General features: G+C 46.4%; 8 protein-coding genes. 1 reads left to right on the top strand and 7 read right to left on the bottom strand.

Annotated elements, in window-relative coordinates; all coding sequences use genetic code 11:
* Position 1: 1 nt before the first annotated feature.
* From ACKFKF_RS25340 to ACKFKF_RS25315, 6 genes are all read right to left on the bottom strand, one after another.
* Entirely contained in the window at positions 2 to 703 is a 702-nt protein-coding gene (locus tag ACKFKF_RS25340; RefSeq protein ID WP_446870220.1) for a hypothetical protein, read from the bottom strand.
* 239 nt (positions 704 to 942) lie between these two features.
* On the bottom strand, positions 943 to 1,668 hold the full coding sequence (locus ACKFKF_RS25335; RefSeq protein WP_446870219.1) for a hypothetical protein: 726 nt from the start codon (positions 1,666 to 1,668) through the stop codon (positions 943 to 945).
* 84 nt (positions 1,669 to 1,752) lie between these two features.
* Complete coding sequence (locus ACKFKF_RS25330; protein ID WP_446870218.1) at positions 1,753 to 5,001, bottom strand: CHAT domain-containing tetratricopeptide repeat protein; 3,249 nt, start codon at positions 4,999 to 5,001, stop codon at positions 1,753 to 1,755.
* 118 nt (positions 5,002 to 5,119) lie between these two features.
* Positions 5,120 to 7,594, bottom strand: a complete 2,475-nt coding sequence (locus tag ACKFKF_RS25325; RefSeq protein ID WP_446870217.1) for a CHAT domain-containing protein — start codon at positions 7,592 to 7,594, stop codon at positions 5,120 to 5,122.
* 605 nt (positions 7,595 to 8,199) lie between these two features.
* Positions 8,200 to 8,844, bottom strand: coding sequence for a hypothetical protein (locus tag ACKFKF_RS25320; protein WP_446870216.1), 645 nt, complete (start codon positions 8,842 to 8,844; stop codon positions 8,200 to 8,202).
* A 376-nt stretch (positions 8,845 to 9,220) separates the two neighbouring features.
* Entirely contained in the window at positions 9,221 to 12,157 is a 2,937-nt protein-coding gene (locus tag ACKFKF_RS25315; protein ID WP_446870215.1) for a CHAT domain-containing tetratricopeptide repeat protein, read from the bottom strand.
* 247 nt (positions 12,158 to 12,404) lie between these two features.
* On the opposite strand from ACKFKF_RS25315, the gene ACKFKF_RS25310 reads away from it, so the two are divergent.
* The gene (locus ACKFKF_RS25310) at positions 12,405 to 12,692 is read left to right on the top strand and encodes a Mo-dependent nitrogenase C-terminal domain-containing protein (RefSeq protein WP_446859940.1); all 288 of its coding nucleotides are present in this window, start codon (positions 12,405 to 12,407) and stop codon (positions 12,690 to 12,692) included.
* A 152-nt stretch (positions 12,693 to 12,844) separates the two neighbouring features.
* Here ACKFKF_RS25310 and ACKFKF_RS25305 read toward each other — a convergent pair whose 3' ends face one another.
* Positions 12,845 to 13,042 (bottom strand): hypothetical protein, encoded by a 198-nt coding sequence (locus ACKFKF_RS25305; RefSeq protein ID WP_446859941.1) that lies wholly within the window; start codon positions 13,040 to 13,042, stop codon positions 12,845 to 12,847.
* Positions 13,043 to 13,242 lie beyond the last annotated feature (200 nt).

Here is a 13,242-nt window from a genome sequence, read left to right as displayed (position 1 = left end):
TCTACTGACACTGACTAGTTAATCGTACTACATCTACTTGAAAAATGCTGTATTCCCGTTCACATTGCCGATCCTCATCAGTTTTGCCAATGCTAAAAGAATACGGACGAGAAGTACTACCGCGCTCTACACTTTTGGTTTGGTGGTCAATGCTGGCGATGAAAGTACCAGACTCAAGGACGGTGTTACCGCGTTTGATCTCATAGGAAAAGTCGTTCTTTCCAGGTTGCACTGCTAAATGTCTACCGCTGTGACTTGTGCCAAAAGACACTCTAAATCCTTCGGATGTTGAGGCTTTGTCGTATTCACGATCGGTATAGGGAGGCGGGTTTTGATCAATCCCAGGAGTAACATTGCGGATCACAACGCGCAAGCCTGGAGCAGGTAGCATCGTATTGGATATAAATTCTGCTCGTCCGGTTTCCTCTGTGTATCGACGGGTGCGAGTCTGAAAATTGGAGTAGTAGAACGGCCCGTGACACCTGCCGGAGTCTACTGTGTAAGCTTCAGTGACCGATAAAGTCATGATTGTACCTACATTTAATTGCTGAGATGCTTGAAATTTGAATCCGATTTGAAGAGCGGGCGATCGGGCTTGGGCTTGGGTAAAATCAACCATCAGTGGAACACTTAACAGTGATACTCCAATGACTTTAGAGGCCCATTTTGCTTTACTTGGCAGGGTTGCTTTTTGTAGTTTCATCAGCTTCACCTTGTATCAGTAGCGCCAGACTATCTTATGGCTCAAATCGTTCTTGGCTTAAATCTTAAGCAATCTATATAGAAACTTCATTCGTTTGACCCACAGACTAGATGAAGAGAGAGGTGCAATTTTGATTGCGGGAAAGTGCAATGGTTGTCAATATCTAGATGGTTAACTCAAATCTTGCACTGTTCTCAATAGTTCTAACAGATGGCTTAATCATGATGTGGGGAGTTGTACTAGTTAGCCAAGAAAACTTTAATACGATCAACTAGGTGTTGCGCTGACTGCTCACTACACTGCTCATCGTAGTCATCTTCCATCTCAACGTGCAGCACACCTGTCAATATAATTTGACAGTGTTCAGAAACAATTCCATACATGCCCACGGTTCTTGAACACTGAGCTTTTACATCCTTGATGTGACGCAGCCAATACTCACTCACCTTGACTTTAGATGCAAAAATATACTGCCGCTTGATTAATTTTGTTATTAGCTCACTAAGAAATATTGCGCTGAACCAATAAAGCAGAATCGAAGCCAGAAAACCTAACGTCAAAGTATTAACGAAAATGCTGACAACATCAGAAATATTCGTATATCTTATTTTATTTGAGTAACTTAGTATAAAAAAGATGATTAGAAATAGTCCTAACGCACACGTCACTCTAAATACAAAACAACTTTGTTGCTCTATCACCAATTTTTCGAGTCTCTTATCGAATGTGAAGAACTTATTTTGTCTGCCTAGCCAAAGGCAATTGATTAAAAAGATGGGACTGCCCACACACAAAGTAATCAATAGAGCGGCTAGAATATGCCCCTGAGCAATGCTGAATAGATAAAAAAAGATAATTGTAAGTGCTATGAGAGAAGCAAGATTAATTATTTTTCCAGGTTTTGAGTATTCAATGTCACAAATTCTAATAACTAATTTAGTTGGTGTATCTACTAAGATTTTCATAGTTTTCTCATTAGTTACAATTGTCAACTTTACTGCAACACCCAAACTAACCCGATCGCTTCAATTTGCCTCAATCGATCGCCCTTACTCTGCTTCCCCAATCAACGTAAATGCTGCCCAATTTCGCGGTTGCGGATGAGTTTTCATCGTGGTTAGCATTGCCTGTCGGAGTGCCTGCGCTTTGTCGGGTTGTTCCTGCAAGTTTTTATAAAACGTCTGCATTAGCTCCGCTGTTGGCGCATCGGGCACTGCCCAAAGGGAAACAATCACACTGGGTACGCCTGCTGCAATGAGCGATCGCGATAATCCGATAATGCCATCGCTTGTCACATCACCTTGAGCGGTATCACAGGCACTTAACACCACTAGCTCCGCATTGAGCTTCATGCTAAGGATTTCAGTCGGGGTGAGTAGGCCATCGTTGACCTGGTTGGGGTGATTAGGGGCAAGCACGATCGCGCCTGGTGTATTGCCATCGTTGGGGGTCAATAAGCCATGCGTCGCGAGATGAATAAACCGTGCTTGCGGCATCTGGTTGAGGACTGCTGATTTATTCGCAGCAGCCCCAATCATTGGTGTGTTTTTGAGCAACTGCACGACAGTACGGGCTTCTTGTTCGGCTGCGGGTAAAGGGGCAAGACCCTCCAACAGTTTGGGCAGTGTAGGATTGCCAACCACTAAAGCAGTGCGATTTGAAGTACGGTTAAGTTGTTGTTGGTTCTGGTTAGTAAAACTCAGGACTTGAATTGAGGGTGCTGTCAGCAGGGTGTGCTGTTCAATCAGATAGGTGCCTTTTTCATTTAGTAAGGCGGGAAAAGGCACCAATAACAGTTCGTTGTGCGGAATGAAGATGACGCGATCGCTGGGATTTTTGGGTAATAAGTCAGCGATCGGCTCAATCAGCAATTGATGTAAGGTTCTGAGTTGGTCGGCTCCAAACTGATTCAGGCGAGTATTGTTTCCTGAGGACGCTGGAGTGGATGTTGTTCCAGAGCGACGAACGCCTCGCCGTAAAACATCATGAGTGACAGACACCAACTCTTGTAGTTTTGTGGTTGAAGATGTGTACCCAGTTTTGCGAAACTCAATCTGCCCAGTGGGACGAACTACCCAGATATACAGACTGTTATTACCTATCACCGAATATTCCACTAGCGTGGCGTTTTGCCGTTGGGCAACTTGCTGGATTTGAGCCAGCGAGATCGGTTGACTTAACTGTTGAATGGTTTGGGAGTCGTTGGGACTGCTTGCCAGACGAGTAGCAAGGAGTTCGACAAAAGCACGAGTGCGACCTCGTTCCGACACTTCTAAAGCAGACGCAATTTTATTTTGAGCCACTAATGCATGTTGTAACGCTTGGTAAGAGGTCTTGTTAAAATCGTTGAGGGCAATTTTATCTCGATCCTGCAATCCGGGTCGAAGCTGCTCAAAAATTGAAATCGATTGGTATAGAGGCTGTTCTGCTGCACTGTATTTTTCTAAAGAAAGAAACGCAAGTCCAATGGTGGTCAGCCTGTGAGCTTTCATCTCACGCTGACCCAAGATTTGAGTCATCTTCAGTGACTGCTGATAATACTCCAGTGCTTTCGCATATCGACCCAAACTAGCGTAGTGTCTTCCAATCGCATTAAGTACGTTGCTTTCTTGTGATCGATCGCCTGCCTCTTGTGACCATTTTAATGCCTGCTGATAGGACTGCATTGCCTTCTCAAGTTGTCCTAACTCTGTGTAGCTCTTTCCAATGTTCGTGAGTGCAGCACTTTCGCTTGCTCGATTACCTGTCATTTGATGAATCTTGAATGCTTGCTGATAATATTTCAGTGCTTCCGCATATTGCTCAGAGATCCTGTAAATTTCTCCAATATCTTCAAGCACATTGCTTTCTCCTGCTGGATCTCCTATTGCCTGGAAAATCTTCAACGCTTGCTGATAAGCATCCAACGCTTTTTCAAGTTGTCCCCACTCACGATAAGTTGCTCCAATTTCTCTGAGCGTTCTGCTTTCCTCAATTGGCTCCGGCATATCTCGATACACGTTCCGCGCCTGCTGATAGTACTCCAGCGCCTTTGTATATCGTTTCAAGTGTGCGTAGTGTCCTCCAATGTTTCTCAGTGTTGAACCTTCAGAAAACCGCTCGCCAATTGCTTGATAAATTTTCAATGCCTGCTGATGATGCTTTAGCGCGTTTGCAGGTTGGCCTAAAAATTTATAGATAGTTCCGATAGCGTTGAGCGCGCTGCCTTCCCCTGCTCGATTGCCCATCTCTTGACGCAACTTCAGTGACTGTTGAAAAGCTGACATTGCCTTCGGATATTGCCCTAATGTTAGATAGACCGCTCCAAGAGCATGTAATGTGGTGCTTTCCCCAGGGCGATCGCCGACTTCTTGCCAAATTTTCAAAGTCTGTTGAAAGAGATCCAACGCCTTCGCGTACTGCCCTAAATCTAGATAGATCGATCCAATATTGCCGAGTGCACGCCCTTCTTCTGTTCGATCGTGTATTCCTCGAGCAATTTTCAAAGCCTGCTGATAGAACTCTAACGCTTTCGCATACTGCCCTGACTTACTGTAGATCGATCCAATGTTGTTGAAAGTTCGACCTTGATTCGCACGATCACCGACTTCTTGCCAAATTTTTAAAGCCAGTTGATAAGACTCTAATGCCTCCGCATACTGCCCTAAGCTGCCATAGATTGATCCAAGGTGGGTGAGCGTGCTACCTTCTGCTACTTGATCACGCATTTCTTGAGCGATTTTCAAAGCCTGCTGATAAGACTCTAATGCCTTCGCATACTGTCCTGATACGTTGTAGACTACGCCAATAAAGACGAGAGCGTACCTCTCTCCTGATCGATCGTGCATTTCTTGAGCAATTTTTAGTGCTCCTTGATAAGACTGCAACGCTTCCGCATACTGCCCCAAGTGTATGTAGATCAGTCCAATGTTATTGAGCGTAGTACCTGCCAGCAACTGATTATGCTCTTCCTGCGCTATCTTCAGTGCTGAGTGATGAAACTGTAATGCCTCTGCATATTGCCCAGATCTGTCATAAACTTGCCCAATGGTGGTGAGCGTAATGCCTTCATTCGCTCGATCGCCCATCTGCTGATACAGCCTCAATGCCTGCTGATACACAGTTAGCGCTTCAGTAAATCGTGAACTGCGGTAGAGTTGTCTCCCTTGTTGGACTAACTGCGCTGCCTGTGTCTGTATCGGATCGTTCGCGGAGGATTGCGCGAGAACACGCGGAGTGTTCAATCGTGCAGCGTCGGGTAACGCACTGAGCAGAGCCGTCATCAGTAGGAAACGAGCAGTAATCTGAGTGAGGTGCATATAGTCACAATTCCCATTATGGTTCTAAAGGGGATGGAGATACATTGAAGACAAGCCACAGTAAAACTAAATTCATATCCTTTTCACTTTTTTAAGCATCGTCCTGACGCGATCGCCCTTACTCTGCCTCGCCAATCAGCGTGAAGGCTGCCCAATCTCGCGGTTTGGAATGGGTTCTCATTGTTGCTAACATTGCCTGTCGAAGGGCTTGTGCTTTATCTGGATTCTTCTGAAGGTTTTGATAAAATGCCTGCATCAATTCGGCGGTCGGCGCATCGGGAACTGCCCACAGGGAGACGACCACACTGGGTACACCTGCTGAAATGAGCGATCGCGACAAGCCAATAATCCCATCTCCGGTTGTTCTGCCCTGTGCCGTATTGCAAGCACTCAAGACCACTAAATCTGCTTGTAGTTTCATGTTCAAGATTTCTTCTGCGGTCAGTAGTCCATCATCGTTACCAGAAGGTGCTAGAGCGATCGCGCTTTCCAATCCCCTTACATCATCCAGTAGTCCATGAGTAGCGAGATGAATGATTGAGGCTTGGGGCATTTTTGCAACGATCGCTGCTTCCGTCCCTTGTGCGCCAATAATCGGTTGAGTGGTGAGGAGGGAAGCGATCGCTTTAGCTTCGATTTCGGCTCCGGGTAGGGGTGATAATTGCTGCTTTGGTTCTCCGGGCGACAGAGAAACCTGGGGCATGGTGGGATTGCCCAATACGAGAGCTTTCCTATTGTTAGATCGCTGAGTAACTAACTTCTGTTGTTGTTGTCGGGTTAATGCTAGTACTTGAATCGAGGGAGCCGTGCGAATCGTGTGTTTTTGGATTAAGTAAGTCCCGTTACTATCTTGGAGCGCGGGAAAGGGGACTTGAAAGAGTGAGCCTTGCGGAATGAAAATGACGTGAGCGTTGGGGTCTTTTGGGAGGAGGGTAGCGATCGGATCTATCAGCAATTGATGTAGTGTAGGTAAATTGGGTTGGGAATGGGTAGAGAAAGCGCTGCGACTCCGAACCGCAAAAAATTCTTGATTGCCAACGATCAGGTCAGCTAGAGAAATTTTGTGTTGTTGCCAGAGAGGTTTTAGATCAACTTGACGGAAGGTGATTTCACCCGTGGGTGAAATCACCCAAATATAAAGCGCTGATTCTCGCCATGCGTCTTTGCTCTCAATTTGAAAATTATCATAGATAATCGAGTACTGAACTAAGGCAGCGTTTTGTGCTTTCGCGATTTGACGAATTTGGGATTGGTTGGGAGCAGTCGCGATCGCTCTGTTGCCAGAACTAGGAGATAATCGCTGGGTCAGAAGATCGACAAAAGCACGGGCACGCCCCCGCTCGGCAATTTCTAACGCGGCGCTCGGTTGATTCTGTGCGACTCGGACTTGTTGTAGAGTTCGATAAGTGCGGGCTTGTCCTTCAAAAAGCAGGACTTTATTAGTATCGTTAGCGTCGAATGTCTGCCGCATTGATTCCCAAACTTGAATGCCATTCAGGAGCATTTTTTCAGCTTCGGGTAAATTGTCAACTTCTAGCAAAGCCGCTCCGAGGTTGTTGAGCGCCATACCCTCTCCTTGACGATCGTGAATTTCCCGTGCAAGCACTAAACTTTGTTGCATATACTCGATTGTCTTGGTGTAGTTGCCTGAGGAAAAGTAAGCATCTCCCAGACTCCTCAGTGCTATTGCTTCACCTTGACGATCTTGAATTTCGCGGGCGATCGCTAACCACTGCTGTGTATACTGAATCACCTGAGCGTATTTGCCTAAACCTTTATAAGCAACTCCTAAATTGCCCAATGCTCTGCTTTCAGTTCGACGGTTTTTAAGTTCGCGGGCGATCGCTAAGCTTTGCTGTAGGTATTCAATTGCTTGGCTATATCTACCTGCAAACGAGTAAAGGACTCCCACATGACTCAATGCTGCCCCTTCACCTTCGCGGTCTTGAAGTTTCTGTGCGATCTTCAATCCTTGCTGTGCATACTCAAATGCTCGGTCATAGTCGCCAATATACGTATAAGCAATGCTCAAATTACCCAATACGACACCTTCTTTGTGACGGTCTTTCCTTTCCCGCACAATTGCCAAACCCTGCTGTGTATACTCAATCGCTTTAGCATAGTTGCCTAGCAGGCGGTATGTGATACCTAGATGAAGCAGTGCGTTGGCTTCATTTTCTGGGTCTTGTGTTTCCCGTGCGATCGCTAACGCCTGCTGTGTGTACTCAATTGATTGGTCATAGTTGCTTAATTCAAGATGAACCAGTCCCAAATAACCCAGTGTGGCGAGTTCATCTCGACGGCTCCTGATAGCGCGATAGATTGCTAGTGCCTGATTGTAAGACTGAATTGCTGCTTGATACTGATGGGATTGCTGCTGCTGTCTGCCTCGATCGTACAGTTGATTGGCTTCTACCCTTTGAGAATCGATCGTTTGAGCGATCGCTAAACGTGGGGCGTGGGGGGGAATGTAAAAGGCAACAGACAACAGGCAAAGGGCGAGGGGAAAGAAGAAGCGCGGGTGCTTCGCAGTTGCCAGAGGCAATCGCACTCTACGATCGTTGGATTTGAGCAGCTTTAATAAGGGATTCATCAAATTTTAGAGTTTGGGGCGAAGGAATCAGCGAGGTTGTGGTTTTTGATCGCGCTGCTCCACAGATACTGCAAGGGTTGCTTCAATTTGTCTGAGGCGATTCACTCGCAGCTCACCGTTGATTTGATTGGTAGAGCAGTCTGACAGAGTCTCTTAGGAGGATATTAATCGTTACGATTCCCAAGATGGTTCCCAAGGGGATGGAAATGCATTGAAGACAAGCGATCGTAAAGCTAAATCCATAGCCTTTTCGTCTTGCCAAACATCGTCCTGAAGCAATCGTCAACAAAGAATAGGTGAGTCCAACAAACAGAAGAGTAAGTCCGTAACTCAAAAGAAGACCTCCGGACAAAAAAGGTACAGCGTGGCGAACCTGTGAATCATACAGGGAGATAAAGCGCCAAGTCTGGAAAAAGAATGAAAGCGACACAATTGTTAGAGATAGATGAATGCCTCCCAATACATAGTTAGAAAGCGATAGCAAAGACAAGTATTGGCGATCGGTGTTATTCATTAATTTTATTTCTTGCAACGCTGTAAAGGTGTTGTTCTGTTATCTAAAGAATGGAGCAACTAGAAACTATAGTAGATGACCATTGATCAAATTAATGACGCTTGCGATCGCGTTTATTCTCTTCATCATAAGTTCGACGACATTCTGCATCTTTATCTCTAGACGAAGAAGCCATCGTTTCGTCGCGCGTGATTGCTTTGGTTTGGCGCTGAATCGTCGCCGTGAATGAACCCGATTCAATCACGCTGTTAGCACGTTTGATTTCATAGGAGAAATCGTTTTTACCTTCTCGAACAGCGAGATATCTGCCACTATGAGCAACTCCAACATTGACTTTGAATCCTTCAGATGTGGGTGCTTTGTCATACTCTCGATCGGTATAGGGAGACGGATTCTGGTCGATGCCCGGTGTGATATTTCGGATGACAACACGCAAACCTGGAGCAGGCATCGTTTTTGAGATAAAGACAGCGCGACTTGCTGGTTCGTCGGTGTAGTTGCGGGTGTAGGTCTGAGGCTTAGATAAGTAGACTGGCCCGTGACACTGGCCCGAATCAACTTGGTAAGTTGCTGTAACCCGTAGAGAATAGAGTACCCCCACGTTTAATGCTGGAGAGTCTCTAAATTTAAGTCCGGTTTGAGTGGGCTGTGCATTAATAGAATTAGCAGTGAAAGTGTTTAACAGTAGCAATCCAATAATCTGAAACCCCCAAGCTTTGGCTTTGTAGAATTGCATTGATTTCGTCCCTTGCAGGTTAGCGATCGTTTCACTTGTTGATGAACCTTTAAAGTCTATGTTGAGCGTTTTGTAAATTAGACTTCTGCATGCATGTCTGGGAATTGATGTTAGCTTCGCAAGTGCTTTTGGTCACGTGGTTATCAGAACAAAGTACAGGGAGGTGAACTAACCGACAAAATTGCTTCTTTACCTTTAAGTAAGTGGAGATAAGTAAGTGGAGAAACGGGAGTGGCTCTTAATGGCTCTTAATCAAGATGGTAAGCAAATTATGTTGAGTATTCACGCAGCACACCCGCAAATCTGATGAATGAGAGAGTGCAATATCGATTGCGGGAAGATGCAACTTGATTCACCAATCGCAGTTTCTACAACGCTACTCCGCTTCTCCTATCAATGTGAAGGCTGCCCAATCTCGCGGCTGGGGATGGGTTTTCATCGTCGTTAACATTGCCTGCCGGAGTGCCTGGGCTTTATCTGGGTTCTTTTGCAAGTTTTGGTAAAACGACTGCATTAGTTCCGCAGTGGGGGCATCGGGAACTGACCACAAGGAAACAATCACACTGGGCACCCCGGCTGAGATAAAGGCACGCGATAGCCCAATGATGCCGTCCCCTGTGGTTCTTCCTTGTGCAGTGTTGCAGGCACTCAAAACAACCAGGTTCGCTTTTAGTCTCATGTCCAAGATTTCTTCTGCGCTCAATAAGCCATTATCTTTGCCAGAGGGAGCTAGAGCGATCGCGCTTTCCAATCCCCTTACATCATCCAGTAGTCCATGTGTCGCGAGGTGAATGATTGAGGCTTGAGGCATTTTGGCAACGATCGCTGCTTTAGTTCCTTGTGCGCCAATAATGGGTTGAGTGTTGAGGAGGGGGGCGATCGCTTTCGCTTCCGTTTCGGCTCCGGGTAAGGGAGATAACGATTGCTCAGGTGCTCCGGGCGCAGGAGAAACACTGGGCATGGTCGGATTGCCCAACACTATGGCTCTACCTGGTTTTTGATTGCTTAATTTCTGTCGCTGTTGTCGAGTGAGTGCCAGCACTTGAATGGAAGGAGCCGTGAGAATCGTATGTTTTTGAATCAGGTAGTTTCCTTGATCATCTTGCAGAGCGGGGAAGGGCACTTGAAACAGCGCACCCTGGGGAATGAAGATGACGTGGGCGTTGGGGTCTTTGGGGAGGAGCGGAGCGATCGGCTCAATGAGTAATTGATGTAGCGTGGGTAGATTAGCTTGAGGTCTAGTAGAGTTAGAACTACGACTGCGGACAGCGAGAAACTCTTGCTTCTCAATGGTTAGTTTAGCTAAAGAGGTGTTGTGCCGTTGCCATAAGGGTTTAAGGTCAACTTGTCGGAAAGTGATATCGCCTGTCGGTTGAATCACCCAGATATAGAGCGCAGATTCTCGTGTTGATGGCTTTCCTTGAATCTTGATGGTCTCATAGATGATGGAGTACTGCACTAGAGTCGCGTTCTGCATTTTGGCGATCTGCCTGATTTGGCTTTGGGTAGGAGCCGCGGCAAGGGTCAAGCCACCAGAGGACACATTGCTAGAACCTGTCGATAAGCGCTGTGCTAGGAGTTCGACAAAGGCGCGTCCCCGCCCACGTTCAGCAATTTCTAGCGCAGGAGTGATTTTGTTTTGCCGAATCAACACTTCTTGGAGCGCGCGATAACTCGTAGCCTGTTGCTCAAAAATAGAGATCTTGTTGTTATCGTTGTTGCCCAGATCGCCCCGGATCGATTCCCTCACTTGGATAGCAGAGAGCAACGCCTTCTCAGCAGAGGGCAGATTCCCAAGTTTCAAGAAAGAGTCGCCGAGGCTGTTGAGAACATAGCCCTCAAGTCGCCGATCTTTTATTTTGTGGGCGATCGCTAAACTTTGCTGATGGTATTCAATCGCTTTTGCATAGTCACCCAGAAAGTAGTAAACAGTTCCCAGAGCGGTTAGTGTGGTACTCTCACTCCGCCGGTTTTTGACTTTGCGGGCGATCACTAAACCTTGCTGAAGGTATTCAATGCTTCTGGAATAGTTGCCCAGCATAGAGTAAGCATTTCCCAGACTGCCCAGCGCGATGCCCTCATCTCGTCGGTTTTTAATTTCGCGGGTGATCGCTAACCATTGCTGACGGTATTCAATCGCTTTGGTATAGTTGCCTAGCATGGAGTAAGCACTTCCCAGATTGCCCAGCGCGCCCTCACTTCGACGGTTTTTGACTTCGCGTGTGATTACTAACCATTGCTGATAATGCTCAATCGCTTTGGAATAGTCGCCTAGTATACTGTAAGTATTTGCCAGAATGCCTAATGCGTCGCCCTCACCTCGACGGTCTTTAATTTCCCTTGCGATCGCTAACCTTTTTTGAGCGTATTCAATCGCTTTGGAGTAGTTAGCTAGAGAATTGTAAGCAACTCCCAAATTGCTTAGTGCATTGCCCTCACTTTCACGATCGTTGAATTCGCGTGCGATTGCTAAACTTTGTTGAGCATACTCAATCACTTTGTCAGGGTTGTCTAGAGAACGGTAAGCAGTGCCCAACCTGTCCAATTTAAAGCCCTGACCTTGCCGACTTCTGAGTTTACGTGTGATCGCTAACCATTGCTGATAGGTCTCAACGGCTTTGAAGAAATAGTTGCTTGAAGGACGGTAATTAGTTCTCAAATCTTCCAGTACCTTGCCCGCAGCTTGCTGGTCTTTGAGTTCGTCCGCAATCGCTAACCGTTGCTGAGCATACTCAATCGCTTTGGTATGGTCGCCTAGAGAGCTGTAAGCATTTCTCAAATTGCCCAGTGCTCTCCCCTCACCTTGGCGGTCTTTGAGTTCCCGTGCGATCGCTAACCGTTGCTGAGAATACTCAATCGCTTTGGCATAATTGCCTATTAGATTGTAAGCAGTTCCCAAATTGTCCAGTGCTCTCCCCTCACCTTGTCGATCTTTGATTTCGCGGGCGATCGCTAAACTTTGCTGATAGTACTCGATGGCTTTGGTATAGTTACCTAAAGAATAGTAAGCAGATCCCAGATTGACTAGTGCTTTGCCCTCACCTTGCTGATTTTTAATTGCACGATACATCTGAAGGGCCTGTTGCCAAGAGATGATTGCTGCCTCAAATTGGCTAGTCTGATACTGTTGAACTCCCTGATTAAGCAGTCGATCGGTCTCGGTTTTGCGGACATCAGTGATTTGGGCAACCGCAGGAAGAGGGGCGTAGGAAGAAATGAAAAATGAAGCATGAGAAATCAAGAACGCGAGGGGAAGGAGAAATTTCACCTTACGATTGCTAAATTTAGGTTGTTTTAGAGAGGAAAGCGTCATTGGCTTTTAGCGTTTGGAGTGAGAGAGGTTAGCGTCGTCGTTCACGATTCTGAATTTGGGTCAAGCGTTTAACGTGCGGCGAAACTCTGAAGGAACCGCGAGTACAAAAATAGCACTGCTGCCCCTCCAGCGTGTTGCATGAATCATCACGGATGGAGATCACTGCATAAGCTCCCAATCTCAATCCTATAAATCATTAGACAACGAAGCAACACCACTTCATATCAAGGCATTAGGAGACTGAATCATGTTGCACCTTACTCCCAAACCATTCATCGCTTCCCTTCTTCAACCCATTGCTCAAAAACTCGACGTGATCGAAATCCGCAGCGCTAAGACAGCTCATTTTTTCTGTCGCCTTATTCCTTCCCAATGTCCGTTTGAGCGCGATATTCACTGCTTTGGTCGGCTGCTAATTCACATTCCCCCAATGTGCAAATTGAATCCGTTTTATGAGCAACTGGTTGGGTTACGGTTCAGAGCGCTCTGCTACTTGGCGGATGTGTGCGGTGAGGATATTGCAGCATATTGTTAATTCATCTCGATCGCTCACCCAAAGAATTGAGGAACCAATCTGCATCGACAGGTGCTTAGTCATCATCAGCACTTACCCACCTGGATACTATTTCAGCACCCTCTTATCTAATCGTCCATCATGATCGCTGCTATGACACCCACCGCCTGGATTCAAGATTGTTCTACATTAGGAGTTGGCTTGCTAGTCGATGGTCGTTCAATCTCTCCCTCGCTGTAGCCTAGATCATAAAAACTAGCAGCTTGAGGATCATGCTCTGGAGGCTGTTTTGATTTACCAGCCCAAGCATCCTCTTTCCCACGATCGAACCACTCCTGATCAGATTGTGAGGAATCATTGCTACTCATCATTCGTGTGACCTCTAAACGTTCTGACGACACTCTAAGTCCTTGCGGAAGTTTAATGTATCGCTCTAATGGCTCAAACCTCTAACGAGCGATCATTAAGGCTGCCTCAACCCTGTAGAAACTGCCAACCAGCAGTACTTTCCACGCGCTTACTCCCACAGACACAAACCTCTGGTTTAGAAGCGAGGTCGGTAGTAGGTGAG

The organism is Phormidesmis sp. 146-12 (genome assembly GCF_052939495.1).
Note: the sequence above shows the minus strand (reverse complement) of the source record. Positions and strands in the feature narration are given on the sequence as shown.

Bases quoted from the DNA above. Each gene is read 5' to 3' on its own strand.
- ACKFKF_RS25335 (WP_446870219.1), bottom strand. From the start codon at position 1,668: ATGAAAATCTTAGTAGATACACCAACTAAATTAGTTATTAGAATTTGT.
- ACKFKF_RS25320 (WP_446870216.1), bottom strand. From the start codon at position 8,844: ATGCAATTCTACAAAGCCAAAGCTTGGGGGTTTCAGATTATTGGATTG.
- ACKFKF_RS25325 (WP_446870217.1), bottom strand. From the start codon at position 7,594: ATGAATCCCTTATTAAAGCTGCTCAAATCCAACGATCGTAGAGTGCGA.
- ACKFKF_RS25305 (WP_446859941.1), bottom strand. From the start codon at position 13,042: ATGATGAGTAGCAATGATTCCTCACAATCTGATCAGGAGTGGTTCGAT.
- ACKFKF_RS25340 (WP_446870220.1), bottom strand. From the start codon at position 703: ATGAAACTACAAAAAGCAACCCTGCCAAGTAAAGCAAAATGGGCCTCT.
- ACKFKF_RS25330 (WP_446870218.1), bottom strand. From the start codon at position 5,001: ATGCACCTCACTCAGATTACTGCTCGTTTCCTACTGATGACGGCTCTG.
- ACKFKF_RS25310 (WP_446859940.1), top strand. From the start codon at position 12,405: ATGTTGCACCTTACTCCCAAACCATTCATCGCTTCCCTTCTTCAACCC.
- ACKFKF_RS25315 (WP_446870215.1), bottom strand. From the start codon at position 12,157: ATGACGCTTTCCTCTCTAAAACAACCTAAATTTAGCAATCGTAAGGTG.